This is a genomic window from Granulicella arctica, assembly GCF_025685605.1.
Taxonomy (GTDB): domain Bacteria; phylum Acidobacteriota; class Terriglobia; order Terriglobales; family Acidobacteriaceae; genus Edaphobacter; species Edaphobacter arcticus.
The window spans coordinates 13,938-31,196 of record NZ_JAGTUT010000005.1; the positions used below are offsets into that span (position 1 = coordinate 13,938).

Annotated in this window: 12 protein-coding genes and 2 pseudogenes; 8 read left to right on the top strand and 6 right to left on the bottom strand. The window is 56.2% G+C overall.

Going from position 1 to position 17,259, the window contains the following annotated elements; genetic code table 11:
* The first annotated feature begins 210 nt into the window (after positions 1–210).
* The 3 genes and pseudogenes from ligD to OHL20_RS23985 all read left to right on the top strand — a co-directional run.
* On the top strand, positions 211–1,212 hold the full coding sequence (gene ligD / locus OHL20_RS23975; protein WP_263385842.1) for a non-homologous end-joining DNA ligase: 1,002 nt from the start codon (positions 211–213) through the stop codon (positions 1,210–1,212).
* 161 nt (positions 1,213–1,373) lie between these two features.
* Positions 1,374–2,660, top strand: a pseudogene (locus OHL20_RS23980) (ISNCY family transposase); the annotation flags it as partial.
* 343 nt (positions 2,661–3,003) lie between these two features.
* A pseudogene (locus OHL20_RS23985) lies at positions 3,004–4,286 on the top strand (ISNCY family transposase); the annotation flags it as partial.
* Between the two features lie 686 nt (positions 4,287–4,972).
* Here OHL20_RS23985 and OHL20_RS23990 read toward each other — a convergent pair.
* The 3 genes from OHL20_RS23990 to OHL20_RS24000 form a co-directional block, all read right to left on the bottom strand.
* On the bottom strand, positions 4,973–5,947 hold the full coding sequence (locus tag OHL20_RS23990) for an alcohol dehydrogenase catalytic domain-containing protein (RefSeq protein ID WP_263385843.1): 975 nt from the start codon (positions 5,945–5,947) through the stop codon (positions 4,973–4,975).
* Positions 5,948–6,374: 427 nt separating this feature from the next.
* Entirely contained in the window at positions 6,375–6,968 is a 594-nt protein-coding gene (locus OHL20_RS23995) for a YkgB family protein (protein WP_263385844.1), read from the bottom strand.
* 202 nt (positions 6,969–7,170) lie between these two features.
* Positions 7,171–10,161: a sensor histidine kinase gene (locus tag OHL20_RS24000; RefSeq protein ID WP_263385845.1), complete on the bottom strand. Its 2,991-nt coding sequence runs from the start codon at positions 10,159–10,161 to the stop codon at positions 7,171–7,173.
* Positions 10,162–10,389: 228 nt separating this feature from the next.
* Here OHL20_RS24000 and OHL20_RS24005 point away from each other — a divergent pair, with 228 nt between their 5' ends.
* The 5 genes from OHL20_RS24005 (at position 10,390) to OHL20_RS24025 (ending at position 15,447) form a co-directional block, all read left to right on the top strand.
* On the top strand, positions 10,390–10,833 hold the full coding sequence (locus tag OHL20_RS24005; RefSeq protein WP_184223076.1) for a cupin domain-containing protein: 444 nt from the start codon (positions 10,390–10,392) through the stop codon (positions 10,831–10,833).
* Positions 10,834–11,247: 414 nt separating this feature from the next.
* A complete protein-coding gene (locus OHL20_RS24010) occupies positions 11,248–11,880 on the top strand; it encodes a response regulator (RefSeq protein ID WP_263385846.1) in 633 nt (210 codons plus the stop codon).
* A gap of 134 nt (positions 11,881–12,014) precedes the next feature.
* Entirely contained in the window at positions 12,015–13,667 is a 1,653-nt protein-coding gene (locus OHL20_RS24015; protein ID WP_184223058.1) for a GMC family oxidoreductase, read from the top strand.
* A 63-nt stretch (positions 13,668–13,730) separates the two neighbouring features.
* Positions 13,731–14,627 carry an SDR family NAD(P)-dependent oxidoreductase gene (locus tag OHL20_RS24020; RefSeq protein WP_184223056.1) on the top strand — a complete coding sequence of 299 codons (897 nt, stop codon included), beginning with the start codon at positions 13,731–13,733 and terminating at the stop codon, positions 14,625–14,627.
* 43 nt (positions 14,628–14,670) lie between these two features.
* The gene (locus OHL20_RS24025) at positions 14,671–15,447 is read left to right on the top strand and encodes an alpha/beta fold hydrolase (RefSeq protein WP_263385847.1); all 777 of its coding nucleotides are present in this window, start codon (positions 14,671–14,673) and stop codon (positions 15,445–15,447) included.
* On the opposite strand, the gene OHL20_RS24030 is transcribed toward OHL20_RS24025, so the two are convergent.
* From OHL20_RS24030 to OHL20_RS24040, 3 genes are all read right to left on the bottom strand, one after another.
* A complete protein-coding gene (locus OHL20_RS24030) occupies positions 15,437–15,937 on the bottom strand; it encodes an alpha/beta fold hydrolase (protein WP_263385848.1) in 501 nt (166 codons plus the stop codon). The genes OHL20_RS24025 and OHL20_RS24030 overlap by 11 nt on opposite strands.
* A gap of 109 nt (positions 15,938–16,046) precedes the next feature.
* Positions 16,047–16,751, bottom strand: a complete 705-nt coding sequence (locus OHL20_RS24035) for an SOS response-associated peptidase (RefSeq protein ID WP_263385849.1) — start codon at positions 16,749–16,751, stop codon at positions 16,047–16,049.
* 27 nt (positions 16,752–16,778) lie between these two features.
* The gene (locus tag OHL20_RS24040; RefSeq protein WP_263385850.1) at positions 16,779–17,252 is read right to left on the bottom strand and encodes a hypothetical protein; all 474 of its coding nucleotides are present in this window, start codon (positions 17,250–17,252) and stop codon (positions 16,779–16,781) included.
* Between the last annotated feature and the right edge of the window lie 7 nt (positions 17,253–17,259).

A 17,259-nucleotide genomic window follows, 5' to 3' on the forward strand; every position in this document is an offset into this window, starting at 1 on the left:
AACCGGCATCTCGTCAGAAGGTTAACGTTTTTGATAATGACAACCCGCTTTTCGAAAGCGCGTTGTCGTCGGCTCCAGAGGGTCAGGGTATGATTTTTGACGTTTGGTGTGGTGACCCCATATAGCGTCGCTCAGGCCGAGAACACACATCTTCTGCTCGTTGAACATCCAAGATACAGCCTGCCGATAAAACGAAGGCCTGGAGATCTCATGAGTGCAGCGATCAACAAGCAGGCTAAAGCCAGCATTGGCTTTATCGAATCGATGGAATGTCTCGCAGTTTCGTCGATTCCCGAAGGTCCTGAGTGGACCTATGAGATCAAGCTAGACGGCTTTAGGCTGGAAGTGGTCAAGGATGGCACCGACACAACACTCTTCTCACGACGCGGCAACGTTCTCAATCAAAAGTTCCCCTACATCGCTGAAGCGTTGAAGCAACTTCCAGTAAACACGGTTGTCGATGGGGAGCTGGTAGCCCTCGACGATGAAGGCCGGACGGATTTCAACCTGCTCCAAAACTTTCGCTCGGCAGCGTCCCGAATTCACTACTATGCCTTCGACATTCTGATCTTGAAGGGCAAAGACCTAACCCACCTTCCACTGTCGGAGCGTCGAGCAATCCTTGAAAAGGCCCTCACAGTGAATGACCACATTGGGCTCTCGGTAGTTCAAACCGACTCGAAGGCAATGCTGTCGTTCGTGCGCGAGCATGGGCTAGAGGGCCTTGTTGCAAAACGTATAGACGGCATCTATCAACCCGGCAAGCGTACGGGGCTATGGGCAAAGCACCGCATTAACCTCGGCCAGGAGTTCGTCATCGGCGGCTACACAAAAGGGACGCACGGGTTTGACGCGCTCATCATCGGCTTCTATCGGGGTAAGGAACTCGTTTACGCAGCCAGAGTCCGGGCGGGCTTCGTCCCAGCCAGAGTCCGGGCGGGCTTCGTCCCGGCCACTCGCCAAGAGGTATTCGCTCAGATAAAAGACCTAAAGACAGAGCGGTGTCCGTTCGCGAATCTCCCAGAGACAGGAGCGGGCCGGTGGGGTCAAGGCCTTACAGCAGAAAAAATGAAGGAGTGCGTGTGGCTACAGCCCGAGACTGTAGCGCGATTCGACTTTCTCGAATGGACCGGGGCTGACCATCTCAGACACACTAAATTCGTCGCATTACGCGATGACAAAGACCCGAAGAAGGTCGTCAGAGAGACGTAGCTACCCGCAAATAACGGCAACCATTTCCTCGACAGCTCGAAAGTGTTATAGTAAAGATAACAAAGGACTTACGTCTGATAATGCATCTTATGTATAGTTGCTATGTAGCGGCTCATTAGAAATGTCATGGTCTGGCCCGATAGAAATGTCAGGGTCTAAGGATGGCATGGATTTCTATGAGCGAGCGCGATCTGAGGCGGATCGAAGTGTTGAGTGACGTGCGGACCGGACGTCGTACGGTGGCCGCGGCAGCAGCGGTTTTGGCAGTGAGCGAGCGTCAGGCATACCGTCTGCTGGCCAAGTACGAACTGGACGGCGGGTCAGGGCTGATCCATAAGGCCCGAGGCAGGACGTCGAACCGGAGTACGAACGAAGGTGTCCGGAAGTATGCGGTCGAGCTCGTCAGGACCAGGTATGCCGACTTCGGGCCGACCCTTGCTACCGAAGTGTTGCTGGACAAGCATCAGCTCCGGATCGGTAAGGAGACGCTGCGGCGATGGATGATGGCCGAAGGCTTGTGGCTGTCACGCACGCAGCGCAGAACCTTCCACCAGCCTCGCCTTCGGCGCGAGAGCTACGGTGAACTGATCCAGATCGATGGCAGCGACCACCGCTGGTTCGAGCAGCGTGGTGAGCCCTGCACCCTGCTGGTCTTCATCGATGACGCGACCAGTAAGCTGATGCAGTTGCGCTTCGTGCCGAGTGAAAGCACGGACTCCTACTTCGAGGCGCTGAACGGGTACCTGATAACGCATGGCTGCCCTACTGCCTTCTACTCTGACAAGCACACCGTCTTCCGAGTGAACCGGCCAGACGCGAAGGGCGGTTCGGGCATGACGCAGTTCGGGCGAGCGCTCGCAGAACTGAACATCGAGATCCTCTGCGCGAACTCGAGCCAGGCAAAAGGCCGCGTGGAGCGGGCGAATCGTACGCTGCAGGACCGTCTGGTGAAGGAGCTGCGCATGGCCGGCATCTGTGACATGGACGCCGGGAACTTGTTCCTGCCGCACTTCATGAAGCAGTTCAACGAGAAGTTCTCGGTCCCAGCTGCAAGAGCTGAGAACATGCATCGCAGGTTGAACGTGCAGGCCTCGCGGCTTGCGGACATCCTGTGTCATCGCGAACAGCGCCACGTGAGCCAACAGCTCAGTCTGGCCTACGACCGCAGGCAGATCATCCTGGACCGCAGTGAGATGGCAGACAAGCTGACGGGCCAGTATGTCGAGGTCTATGACTTCAGCGATCGACCGCTCGAGGTCCGATGGAAAGGCCACTCGCTTCCCTATCGCGTCTTCAGCAAAGACCAGCGCGTGAGTCACACGGCCATCGTCGAGAACAAGCGGCTCAGCCATGCACTCGCCGTCGTGAAGGCGCAGCAGGATATAAAGCATGAGCCAAAGATCCACACCAACAGCGACAAGGGCGGATACAAGAAGAATCCGCGTCGAGTCTATGGGCCAGATTACTCACCGAAAATCGCGCCGGCCCCTGCGGTGGAAATGACGGCCTGATGGAAAGCGAGGAAAACATGAAGCCGTTTCCCTCTCTTCCCACAGTCCTTGGAAATCGACAAAGAACATCGATTCCCACATTACGCACCGCACGACGACTGGTATGGATTACTAAACAAGGACATCAACAAGTTGGCTTATACTGACACTTCTAATGGGCTAGCCACCCTGTCATTTCTATCGGGCACCAACACGAGCTGTAGTAGCAAAGCAATAATGTCGTAGCTCTGCAAAGCCAAAATGTCGCTGCCCCATCCTGAGTAAGGGTTGGAGGCAGCAGATGGGTTGGCTACAGATGAGCAAGCAGGAGTTACGACGGGTTGAGGTCTTGACCGAAGTACTGGCAGGCAGTCGCACGACGGAGTCGGCGGCTGGCGTCCTGAGCGTGAGTTTGAGACAGGTGCAGCGGCTGGTGGCGAGATACCGTGACGGCGGTGGCGGAGCCCTGATCCACAAGAGCCGCGGGCGGCCGGCGAGCAACAAGTTGGCCTCAGGAGTTCGTGAGCTGGTCCTGGAACTTGTCCGGCAGAACTACCGTGACTTCGGGCCGACGCTCGCGGTGGAGGTTCTGCTAGAGCGCCACGGCATCGAGGTGTCACGCGAGACCTTGCGCAAGTGGATGGTCGAGGCCGGCGTGTGGCTGTCGCGCAAGCAGCGCAAGAGCTTTCACCAACCAAGGTTGCGGCGGGAGAGCCTGGGCGAACTGATCCAGATCGACGGCAGTCAGCATCGCTGGTTCGAACAGCGTGGTGAGCCCTGCACACTGCTTGTCTTCATCGATGACGCCACCAGCAGGCTCATGCAGCTGCGCTTCGTTCCAAGTGAGAACACGGGATCTTATTTCGAAGCACTGCAAGGATATCTTGCCACCCACGGATGCCCGGTGGCTTTTTACTCGGACAAGCATTCCGTGTTTCGGATCAACCGCGATGCACAAGGTGGTTCCGGCATGACGCAGTTCGGCCGTGCGCTGGCCGAGTTGAACATCGAGATCATCTGCGCCAACTCCAGCCAGGCCAAGGGCCGCGTGGAACGAGCCAACCGCACGCTGCAGGATCGCCTGGTGAAAGAGTTGCGGCTTGAGAACGTCTGCGATATGGACACAGGCAACGCGTTTCTGCCCGGCTTCCTGAAGCGCTTCAACGAACGGTTCGCGCTGCATGCCATGAAGCCTGAAAACCTGCATCGGCCTCTCCACGTCAAGGCGGATCGGCTCAACGACATCCTGTGCCACCGCGAACAACGCTACGTGGGCGCACAACTGACGATGTCCTATGACCGCAAGCAGATCATCCTCGAACGGAACGAGCTGTCAGAAAGTCTTGCTGGCAAGTACGTCGACCTCTACGAGTTCCCGGACGGCACGCTTGAGGTCCGATCAAAGGGTCATTCGCTTCCTATCGTCTTTTCAGTAAAGACCAACGAGTAAGCCACACCGCGGTCGTCGAGAACAAGCGGCTCAGCCACGCTCTTAGGATCATCAAGGCACAGCAGGACGTAAAGCGCGAGCCGAAGGTGCAGACCAACAGCGAGAAGATCGGCTATAAGAAGAACCCTCGTCAACTCTATGGGTCGAACTACAAACCGAAACACGCCGCGGCACCCGCGGTGGAAATGACGGCCCGATGGAAAGAGAGGAAAACATAAAGCCGTTTCCCTCTCTTCCCACAGTCCTTGGAAATCGCAAGTGCAGCGATTCCCACATTACGCATCGCACGACGACTACGACGCTTTATGATGACAGAACCGCTTTGCAGAAACAGCGACAGTATCGCTTTGCACCAACACGAGTCGCAGCGGCTCGTTAGAAATGTCATGGTCTGGCCCGTAGAACGGTCAGGGGCCATGGATTGGTTGGGTATCGATGAGTGGACGAGATACAACGGATCGAAATGTTGAGCGACGTCCGGGCTGGACGGCGTACCGTGCCTGCGCAGAAGTTGCACGTGTTGTCAGCGAGCGCCAGACATACCGATTATTTGCCATGTATGAGATGGATGGCGGCGCCCTGATCCGCAAGGCGCGGGGCCGGACGTCGAGCCGAAACAGGATGTAGGGATACGCAAGTAGGCGGTCTGGCTAGGCATGACCAGGGTTCGCGGACTTCGGACGACGCTAGAGATGGAGCATCGCTGGACAATTAGCAGCTCCTTACAAATTGTCTCGTTGCGTGTAAACGCGGGATTGAGCTTACAGCCAATGACAGAGCTGACAGTAGCGAGAAAGGAGAGCGTGAGGTCGAGTCACTATCAGAACTCAACGACCACCTTACCTCTGCTACCGCGCGCGACCAGATCATAAGCGTCAGCAATCTGACTCACTCCAAATTGTTCTATGGCAAGCAAAGGCTTCAACTGGCCACGGTCCGCGAGAAGTGTTATTTGGCGAAGGATCTCCCCGTGATGTTCATGCCCTACCCCACTCAGCAAGGGAAGCAGGGTAAAGACACCGGAGTATGTGCCGGCGCGGAACGACAATGGTGCGAGAGCGTGCGCCCCCCATCCAAGACAGCTCACCACGCGGCCCGTGTAACGTTTGACGGCTTCAAACGAAGCGTCCAGGACCGGTCCACCTAACGTGTCGTAGATGATGTCGAAACCTTCGCCTCCCGTATGTTCAATTACATAGTCCGCTGTCGGGGTAGATTTATCGATGGCCGTGACGCCGAGTTCCTGGACGATCGACCGTTTGTCGGCGGAAATCGTCGTGTAGACCTGCGCTCCCCGTGCCAATGCAATCTGCACGGCTGCATATCCAACGCCGCCGCCCCCTGCATGCACCAGGACCTTCTCACCGGCCTGGACATTCGCACGATCAACCAATCCCTCCCATGCAGTGATCGTGGCTAACGGGAGGGCAGCCGATTGTCGCATAGTAAGCGCCGCTGGTTTGAGTGCCAGGAGTGCCGCATCCGCCAGGACAAACTCCGCGAGAGTCCCCTGTAACCCCCCGACTCCGCCAACCATTCCGAAAACTTCGTCCCCAATGTAGAATCCGCTTGTATCGGGTCCTATGGCAACCACAGTTCCAGCCATATCCAACCCAGGCACTGCCGGAAGCGGTTGCTTCGCATGTGCCGCCTGCCCTGCGCGGATCTTAGTGTCCAAAGGATTCACTCCACTCGCAGAGACCTTCACCACTACCTGGCCTGTGTTGGGTTGCGGTTCGGGAAGATCTACCGCGCGAAAAGGACCGCCTGCCGTGTCAACTCGATACGCTCTCATTATTTGCTTCCTTTGAAATTTCCAAGTCCAGTGTCAGCTGTGCACCAACGATAGGTTGTCTTTGGCTTAGCCCCCTCAGAGACTACGAAGCCGACATTCGAAAGTCGAATCAGCGAGAGCTTTTCAATATCTATCTGGCCCGCTGGGCTCGGTGTGCCGTCTCCGACAGCGGAACAAGAAGTGCTGATCTTAAAATGATTCCCCTTGTGGCCTAGCACGCGGGACATGCAACGGCTTGAGTGCGGCCCGGAAAACCCGATGCCGTCCCAGGATCGCATAGCTGCAAACGGCGATGCTGTGCAACTGATCGATGCATTCACGTAGGTTCCGTGCTTCAGATCGAGCCTGGCAATCTGCGCATGGATCAACCCGGGAACGTTTAGCCAGAGAGCGACGATAGCGATGCGAATCGTGATGGAATATTTCATCAAATCTCCCCTATTTGTTTCAGGTACTTCTTCGCGGAATCTGCCATCGTGACAACAGCAGCGCCGAGCATGATGGAATCCTTGATGATCAGCCGACCGACGCCGGAGAGGAAAGGAAATCCGTGGGTGTGGCTGCCCAGGGCAGGCACCCAGGCCTCGGGCGTGGTGACGAGAAAGGACAGAGTGGTGCAGGCCATCAAGACGAGCAAAGCGCTCCCGACAGCGGCGATTTGAGGGAACTTCCAGTGGCACGCGATAAGAAGACCGATCAGCACGATGACGCAGCCAAGAATGTTCGAGAAGGTATAGGTTCGGTTGCCGACCTGCCAGGCGTGGTGCTCTGCAACCACCTCACCTTCCTTGTTCATGTGTCCGTGATATTCCGGAGCGGGATGAGCATAGACAAAGCTCATGAGAGGGCTGTTTGCGATCAGGGGTACTATGCTGTCCGCTTCGTAGTCTGCGAACTTGAGTCCGCCGATCCAGATCAAGACGACGATGAGACCTAGTCGAAGCATCGACATGCCGATGCGATCCAGCGAAGCGGCTTTGCTAAACAGCCTAAGAAGCGTCGCTGATGGTGCTGATTTCATGGAAGGCCTCCGATGGATCACGTGGCGTCGCTGCTCTGCCGAAATAAACGCGGTGGAAGATACTTTCTCTGGGCTTACTCCACATCCACAAGGTAGACGATGGTGACCCATCTGCACCCCATCGAATTCGACGGAAATTGAGCTGTATTTTTCTTCAGGTGGACAAGCTTTCCCCACCTGGCGGCTGCCGCATCTCCTCTTCTCACCCAATCGTTTTCGTCAGAGATATTTCGGTCCCGCTGCCCGGTAGGCTGCGCACGGAGAGGACTCCGCCCAGACCTGCTGCCCGCTCCTTCATGCCTTCGATTCCGTAGTGACCGGAGACTCTTCCAGAAGAGGCATCCGCATCAAACCCGATGCCGTTGTCCCTGACCCTCAACTTGAAGACCTTGCCGTAGACAAGCTGAACTTCGAGGAGGCTTCCTCCTGAATGAGCGACAGAGTTCCGGATCGCTTCGTATCCGATGCGAAAGATCTCTTCGGTCACGTCAGCGCCAAGCTCCATCGGCACGCCGCTCGTCTCGAAGCGCAGCGTCATCGCGCTGCCTTCACAGCACTCCTCCGCAGCACTACGAAACTTTTCGACCAGGTCCCCAGCACTCGATTCCGTACGAAGCGCAGTAAGCGCGGCGCGGCCTTCGATAACGGCTCGCGAGAGCCAGTCATGAATCCTGGCTACGATGTTGCGCAACTGGGCTGAATCGTTGCCCCCCAGGAGCGCTTCCTCGGCAACCAGCTTCGTTCCTTGAATGGTCTGAAGGAGCGTGTCATGTAAATCGCGAGCGACGCGGGTGCGTTCCTCAAGGCGGGTTTCGTACTGAATCTGCAGGTGCTTTCGCAACTGCCTCACTCGCAGCCAGTACAAACCATAGAGCAGCAGTCCTGCTAGAAAAGCACATACGACCATGAACCAGCGAGTCTGGAACCATGCAGGTGCGACCGTGAACGTGATGCTCGAGCCCACTTCATTCCAAAGACCGGAGTTATTACAGGCGAGCACAGTGAAGTGGTATGTACCTGGCTTAAGGTCGTTATAGAAAGCCTGACGGCGTGTTCCGACCGATTGCCAGTCTTTGTCATGGCCTTCCAGCTTGTAGCGGAACAGCACACGTTGAGGCAATGAAAGGCTCGTCGCCGTGTAGTCAACCTGGAGCTGGCGCGTGAGTGGCGGCAGTCGTGGAGAGCTGACCGCATCCATAGCCACGCCGTCCGCAAGCACACTTTCGATATGAACCTGAGGCACGACCGTGTTGATGGCGAGGTTTGCAGGATCGACCATCTGCAGTTCCGCGCCCGTCGCGAACCAGACCTTTCCATCCAAGGTAACGTCGGCGGCATGAATGGTCGGATAGTTTGCAAACCGGGCTCCATCAAGACCATCCAGCACACGCGGGGTGACAGACGTCCGGGTGCCGCTGCGCCAAGCCTGCCACTCCTGGCTAAAGACCTCCATGGTGCCGCAGGCGGAAGCCATCCATAAGTTGCCGCTTAGGTCGAACGTGAAAGAGAAGATGCTCTCGCAAGGAAGCCCAGCGGTCTTCCCTAGATACGAGACCTTTCCATCTCTGTAGACCATCAGGCCAAACGTCGATGAGCTCAGGATAGTGTCATCTCTTGCTGTGACCTGTCGAATGAAGCTATGAGGTTTGCCTGGTGGCTCAACCTCGATGAAATCAAGTGAAGTCCCACGGAGCCGGGCAAGCTTTCCACTCGCCAGACCGAACCATAGCGTGCCTTGATGATCCATGGTCATCGTATGAGCGGGCGGAAGTTCCGGCGACGTCACGACCCGCGTCGCGATACCTTTGCGGACCTTCCAAAGATCCGGGTTGAGACCCTGCAGCGCATAGATGTCTCCATCCCGGTCTTCCGCAAGTCCCTTTGTCTCCGTGTTAGGAGGGGCGTCTTTGGGGCGAGCGATGGTAAGCAGCTTTCCGCGATCGTAGCGATAAAGCTGATTCGCCGCGCTCATCCAGAAGGAGCCATCGGCGGCCTGAAACACCATTGGAACCTGGCCTTTTCCGCTGATCACTTTGTCCTGCTCGGCCGTTATGATCCCGTTGTTCTGCAGAATGCTCAGCCTGAAGCCATCGGCGACGAGTAAGCGTCCGCTTCTATCCGCCAGGACACTGTGTGAGATCTCAGAGGCCATGCCATCCGGTACGCCGAAGCTGGTCACAGGCAGGTCGCGAAACCGATCGATGCCTTCGGTTGTGATGACCCACAGGTCACCTTCCTGATCTTCGAACAGGTCCATCACGTATGGGCCCGAAAGGCCGTCGGTGAGTTCATAGCGGTCCACGACGCCCTTGTAGACCCGAATGATTCCCGCCTGTGTGCCAAGCCACAAAGCGCCATGTGCATCGGCATGGATGACGTTCGCCAGAATGTCTTTCTCGCTGTTGAGGCCTTCTATCGGTCCGTAAGGATGCGGCTGTCCGTCAATGATCTCCTGAAGCCCGACCTCGGGACCGGTCTTGGTCATGCCGACCAGCACATGACCATTGGGAGCGATTCCCATGGCACCGATGGCGGCATTATCAGCGTTATTCTTGAACGTTTCCGGCGCGTACACGGTTTGGGACTTGGGATTCCAGCGGGTGTAAGTCTGCGCACCACCCAACCAGACATTGCCTTCATGGTCACAGACGACCGTTGCGGCAAACGGCATCTGGACACCCTGTGCCGGCCCGAAACACTGAAGCGCATCACCCTCCACTTTGCAGAGTGCACCGCCGCCGGGGTCAAGCATGTTGGCCCGAGCGACCCAGATGGCTCCGGCGTCGTCCTGGGCGATACCTCTGATGCCAGCCCTGCTGCTGGTCAGATTGGTCAGCACGCCATCTTTCAGATGAGAGAGACCAAGCGAGGTGCCTATCCAAAGGCTTCCATCGCGGTCTGTAAGCAGCGAGAAGACACTATTAGACGCCAGCTTGGTTCCTTGAGCGTCAGTGAACTTCACAAAGCGCACTCCATCGAAGCGGAGGAGTGAAGATGCGGAGCCGATCCAGAGATAACCATCCTTTGTCTGCGCAAAGGCTGTGGGCGGGCTGTCAAAGATTCCTTCGGATGTTCGCCATGCAGTGTGTGCGTACTGATGAATCCGCTTCGTTGGATCCACCGACCATGCGGGGAGAGTCAGTAGGGCGGAGAGACAAAGCATCAGCATCACTCGAAACCACGACTTCGCCATACACTGCTGCTCCTGTAGCCCGACCGGCCAAGATTCGCCGAAAACTCTTGCGTACACCTGTTGTACATGGACGGGCGTCTTCCCTGCGCTGTAGAAATCTACAGCTGCCCTGCTGACACTTCCTAGGTTGTGACTTGCTTGAAAGGCCGCTAATGTCCAGGAGTGAATACGAAACTCGAAAACTCTTCAGAAACACTTCGTACCCGATACGTACTTGGCGGCACCGTCATGGAGCAACATTTTTCAGGCTCCGATACGGGCTCTCTTTTCTCCTTGTTTGAGAACTGTGCTCCTGTGTCTTCCCGTACGCCAATCCACGTTCATGCCTATGATGACGAGACGTTTTATATGCTCGAGGGCGAAATGACGGCTGTCGTCAACGGGAAGAGAGTCATCTTACGTGCTGGCGACTCAATCCTTCTGCCACGAAACGTCCCTCATCAGCTGCTCAATGAAAGCTCGGAGCCGGCTCGCTATCTGCTGCTCTGTACGCCGAGTGGTTTCGAGGGCTTCCTTGCTTCCGGAGGGTTACTTCTCTCTCCCGGTTCGGAACCTCAGCCGACTTCGGGTGAAGACATAGAGCGGATGCGAGCTGCCGCTCCCAGATTTGGCATCACGCTTTTACGGGAGTGGCCTGAGGTCTCCGCTGAAGTGGGAACCGGTCCGGAGTGATGTCCATGTGTCGCCACTCTTTCATTCGCACCCTGTGCATCCTCTCCGGCGTGCCCCTCGTTCTACTTCTCTACAAAAGGCACCTGGACCATATCTCTCGATCGATGAGCAAGGACCTCGACTGGCTTTTGAATCGACGCACGCTTGAAGCAAGACAACGTTGTGAGAAGCTTCTTTTGGGGATCGAGGGGTGCAGGGAGATCGCCGGCAAAGCGATTGCTACGCCCGCTCAGCCTGAACACCTTCAGCGCGCGTTGTATGAGATATCGGATGTTCTAGGGCGCGCACTGACATCTTGACCTGAGTTTTCTAACGTTCCCGATACCTTTACTGAGTAGTCAAGGGCCGGTCGAACAAGTAGCATTTGCGTATTGCACCTGCGTCATCGCTGAGTATCGATCGTGGAAGGGCCTTATGACACAACCATCGACACCAATTCGGATACTCAGTATCGAGGACCATCCGGTCTTCCGGGAGGGTCTGAGTGCGATCATCGGCTCCCAAACGGACATGACCCTGGTTGCCCAGGCCGCGGATGCCGGAACCGGCTTATCGGAGTTCAGGCAGAGACGACCGGATGTCACCCTTCTGGATTTGCGTCTGCCGGATTCGGACGGACTTAGCCTTTTGGCGACCATGCGCGACATCAATCGGGACGCGCGGATTGTGGTGTTGACAACGTCAGAGAGCGATGCTGACATTCTTCGCGCTCTCAAGGCTGGTGCCGCAGCCTACATCCTCAAGAGCTCGCCACGGGATGAAATCCTGGGGACGATCCGCACGGTTCATAGCCGGGGTAAGAGTATTTCGCCCGCCATAGCTGCGCGTCTCGCCGATCAAGTGGTCGAGGAGCAACTGACAACGCGTGAGCTTGAAGTCCTCCGCCTCATTCGTGATGGTCATCGCAATAAACAGATTGCGGATGTGCTTTGTATCGCGGAGACGACGGTGAACTTCCATGTGAAGAATCTGGTGGATAAGCTCAGCGCCAACGATCGTACGCATGCAGTCACTCTCGCAGTGCGCCGCGGCCTGCTTTCGATGTGATGGGTTCGTTCGCCGAGAGCCCGGAACTGTTGAATTCTCCAGTAAAAAGTCTATTGGTTTAGGGTGCGCCTATTAAGGAAGCTCTCCGTAGTCTCACGGTATGGAACCGTTGAGGTTTCGGAGGGAGTCAGCACATGAGCACTTTTGAAGATCAGGGAAACTTATCGCAGCACTTTGCCGCGCGAGTCGCATCGACTCAACGCCGGCTCACTCAAGACCTCGCCAGCGAGTACGACTACATCATCTGTGGCGCGGGCACATCCGGCTCAGTCCTCGCCTATCGTCTCTGCGAAGATCCAAGTGTTCGCGTGCTTCTACTCGAGGCTGGCGGCTCCGACGAGTCGGAGACGATCGAAGACCCAAACCGCTGGGTCATGACGCTTGGCAGCGAATCGGATTGGGGCTTCTCCGCCGCTCCCAACCCGCGACTCAATGGGCGTTCTGTTTCGTACTCCATGGGGAAGATTCTTGGCGGCGGCTCAAGCATTAATGTCTCCACCTGGTCCCGAGGACATAAAGCTGACTGGGATTTCTTCGCACGCGAAACGGGAGACGCCGGTTGGGGTTACGACTCTGTGCTTTCCCTCTATCGGAATCGCATCGAAGACTGGACCGGAAACTCTGACGTGCTGCGAGGTCAGGGCGGGATGGTACACGTCCAGCCTGCGCCGGATCCACATCCCTTTGCCGACGCCTTACTCGCCGGTGCCGAATCCGGCGGACTCCCGCGCTTCCCTAATCAAAACGGAATGTTGATGGAGTCCGCCGAAGGCTGTTCATTCGTCGATGAAACCGTCATGGCTGGAAAACGCCGTTCGATCTTCCGTTCCTATGCTTATCGAGCGATGGCACAGGGCAATCTCACTGTTCTAACTCAGGCACTCGTCCGCAGGATTGTCTTCGAAGGCACAAAGGCGGTTGGTGTTGAAGCGGTCTGGAACGGTTCTACAAAGACGTTCCGTGCGTCGCACGAGGTCGTTCTCTCGCAAGGCGCCATACAGACGCCGAAGCTTCTCATGCAATCAGGCATCGGCGATCCTGCTCATCTGAAGCAGTTCGGGATTTCCGTTCTACAAGCGCTCCCTGCCGTTGGCGCAAATCTGCACGACCATATCTCTTTTGCCTGCATCTGGGAAGGCACTGGCGAGCCGCTGCCGATGACGCCACGTAGCCAGACAGTAGGATTCTGGAAGAGCGATCCTTCACTTACCGCCCCGAACTTTTACACCTACGCTATCGGAGTCCCCTTCCCAACACCCGAAAACGCAGCCTGGGCCGCTCCTCCTGCGCAGGGCTTTTCGATGATATGCGGCATGTCTCCCCAAAGCCGTGGCTCGATCCGTCTGACAGGCGCAGATGCAAATGCGCCGTTGACGATCGATGCAGGATATCTCAGCGATCCGCAGGACATGAAGGATCTGGTCGCAGGGATCACTCGCGCGCGGGAGATCGGCAACTCGACAGCCTTGCGACCATTCGCAAAGCGCGAGGTTCATCCCGGACCTGTTCAAGGTACGGAACTGGAAAACTTCTTGCGAAACGGCCTCGTCACGTTCTGGCACCAATCCGGTACCGCCAGGATGGGCAGCGACGAGAGCTCCGTGGTTGACAGCCAGCTAAAGGTTCATGGCATCGAGAACCTGCGCATCGTCGATGCGTCCGTGCTGCCCCGCGTCACGCGCGGTAACACGATGGCTCCATGTGTCGTCATCGGCGAGAAAGCTGCTGATTTTATCCATCAGAAGACGACGATTTCTGTTACGGAGTCGGTCCTTCAAACGGCGTAGCTCACGAATCGTTTACGCCGTTGGGCCGAACTGCGGTCTATTGGTCCACTTTAGGAGAGAACGATGAAAGCGCAATCCAACGTCTTAGTGACGGGTGTCTCTTCGGGGATTGGTTTGGCAATTACCGAGTCCTTGACAGCGAGAAATATTCGCGTTTTCGGCAGCGTCAGAAGTCAGCGCGACGCTGAACGCCTGCTCGATACGTTCAAGGACCAGGTCGTTCCTTTGATCTTCGACACAACGGACAGGGACGCTGTTACGGCTGCAAGCGAACAGGTGCGTGAGTTGCTGAAGGATGATCCTCTGTTAGGAATTGTTAACAATGCAGGTACTGGGACTGCCGCCCCGCTCTTGCACGTACCGATCGCCGAATTTCGCCAGCAGCTCGAAGTCAACGTCATTGGAACCCTCAATGTCATTCAGCAGTTTCTCCCACTTATCCAAGGCTCAGGAAAAAGACCTGGAAGAATCGTCAACATCGGATCGACAGCCGGTCGTATCGGCATTCCCTTCTTCGGGGCCTACGCGGCATCGAAACATGCACTCACCGGTCTATCCGAGTCACTTCGGCGCGAACTCATGCTGTACGGTGTCGACGTGATCACAGTTGTGCCCGGGCCTGTGAAGACGGCTATCTGGGATAAAGCAGAGGCTCTCAACTTTAGCGCATATAGCGATACGCCGTATGTAAACCTGATTCAGGCGTTTCGCGACGCCATGGTCCGAGATGGAAGAAACGGCATGGAGCCACGAATCATCGGCGACACCGTGTTCACAGCTTTGACCGCAAAACGGCCGAAAGCCACATACATCCGCGTAGCAGGGCTTTTCTCTAATTGGATTCTTCCAACCAGGTTGCCATCACGATGGGTAGACAAATTGATTGGTGACAAAGTTGGCCTGAAGCTCCTCTCTGGACCGAAGAATCTACGACAATCCGCAACAAATCAATCTCGTTAACAGCTTGCGTCTGCTGAAGACCACATTAGGAGATCGGAACACCATGCAGAAGAAGCTCAGGGATGGAATCTCGTTGGCGTTCACAGATAGTGGAGAGTCCGGATCGCCGCTACTGCTTATACACGGATGGGGCTGTGACCACACGACTCTTCAGTATCAAGAGGAGTTCTTCCGTCGCACATGCCGCGTCATAAACGTCGACCTGCGAGGACATGGACAGAGCGACTCCCCAGCAATGACCTATGAAGTCGGACAATTCGCCGATGACATCGCGTGGCTCTGTCGAAGGTTGGGGATTGAAAATGTGATTCTTGTTGGACATAGTATGGGTGGCGCGGTCGCCATAGAAACTGCTCACCTCTATCCGAACTTGGTACAGGCAGTCGCCATGATCGATACGGTATTTCAACCCGCTTCTTGCTTGTCGGAACTCCTTGCTCCTCTTCTCCCCGATCTCGAAGGAGATGATTATGAGAATGCGTATCGTTCAATCATGCACAATCTCAGTCGTGCCACGGAGAGAGAAGCTTTGACGGGCCTACTGCACACTCTGCCAGCGGCGCCTCAGCACGTGTTACTCGCCGCCCTTCAACAGCACATGGTCCGCCATGACTTCGCGAGGGCTGCGACAGCCTGTTCCATGCCCATCGCATACATAGCGGCATCCGGCGACTTCGCGGATATTGGAGAACTAAAGAGATTAATCCCACACCTCCTCTACGGCCAGACCCTAGGAGCAGGACACTTTGCTCCCTGGCTCGTACCGAAACAGGTAAACGCTATGCTCTCAGCGTTTCTCCAACTCGCTTTCACAAGTTAGGTGGATCCATCCGGCAGAAGCTAGCCTCAAGCTCCCCTGCCAGCTCGGGATGCTCCGGATTTCCCATGATGACGGGAGCCATGGTCGCAGACCAGGCGATGTGGTTACTTTCCAAAGTATCTAGGAGGCTTTCAACGTCCGACCGCTCCATCCCCCCGGTGTAATCACCCGAATTGAAATAGCAGGGCGAAGGACCGATCATGGTCAATGAGGCGAATCGGCCTGGATGCTGAATAGATGCGAGGCCGCCGATCATCGCACTGACAGAATGCCCCACGAAATCAACATCGCTCAAATCCAGCTCCTCAACGATGTCCAGCACATCTTGAGCGTAGCCGCGCAACGTACTGTACCTTCTTTTGTCGAATGCCGAGGCATCGGAAGAACCGGAGCCAACGTAATCGAATGCCACCACTTTGAAGTCACTCGCGAAGGCGGGGAGTACGTGACGCCACATGCTTTGGTCGCAGCCATAGCCGTGGGCAAACATCAGCGTTCTCGGGCCGCTGCCTGTCACAGTCACATTGTTGCGAAACGTCGCTGTCATTGGGCCTCCCCTCTAAGTATTGCAGAGCTAAGATGTCGTTGTGTAGCCCTCTTTAAAAGAGGCCCAAGACGGTTGAAGGGGACTCAGGAAGCGGATTCAGCAGGTGAGGACCGTTTCCATTCAGCTTCGCGATCTTCCACGCCTTCATCCCTTCCCCTGGGTACGTCCGCACCAGATCCATTGGCAAATGCGACGGCTCCACATCGGCGAGCCAACGATCATAGTCCCTCGGTTCGATGATGAGGGGCGTACGGTCATGGAATGCCTCCATAGTCTCGTTCGGGTCGCAGGTGATCATCGCGAAGCTCTCGATCACCTGGCCGCTGTTGTGATCCTTCCACCGGTCCCAAATCCCGCCGAAGGAGAATAGTCGATCGTCGGTTAGAGCTACCGCGTAGGGCTGCTTCGTCTTCTTGTCGATCGGCTCCCACTCATAGAAGAACTCGCCGGGGATGAGGCATCTTCGCCGTTGAAAAGGTTCTCGCCAGGAGCCGCTGGTCAATAGTTTGTCCGCCCTTGCATTGATGGTGTCGAACGGGGGCTTTGGCGTCTTAGACCAGAAAGGCACAAGCCGCCATTTTAGCAACGCCAGTTCACGCTCGCCGGTATCCCTGCCGAGGCGGATGACGGGCTGGATTGAATCCGGGGTGATATTCCAGTCGGGGCCGGCCTCTAGTGGTACTTCTCGAAGATCGCGCAGACGATAATGCTCAGCGATATGTTGTTTGTCGGATCGGCGTCCGTAGCGTCCACACATGCAGACATCTTAGCGCGAGAGAGATCGTTACAGAGCGATGGTGGCTAGGGCCAGGCGGAGGTCCTCAACATTGCGATGTTGTACCTCCGCCCGTTCTATGAGCAAGCGGAAATCAGGCTTGTCCTGTACCCCGCCGCAGGCAACGCTACGTTCAAGGGCTTTCCAAAGGTGAAGTTTCCCTTGGATTCCGAGCGAGAGAAATTCGAGACCTTCAAAGGCTCCAAATGTGTTCTTTCCTGCTCGGACTTTAAGGCTGACGACTCGGGAGCTGACCCAGGCAGCGGAATCTTTGATGGTGCTAGGGCCCAGGGAAAGGGATGACAACAACTTCTCAAGGGTGAGCTTGTCTTCTTGGACCTCGATCAATAGCGAGGTGAGGAAGCTGACTAGAACGGGCTCTCCTGAATGCTTCTGGAGCAGACCAATAACCTCTATCGCTGCGTTTGCACCGGCAAGATGGTCGTGAAGATACGTTGTCAGATCAGGATTCATCTTCGGCATCACACTC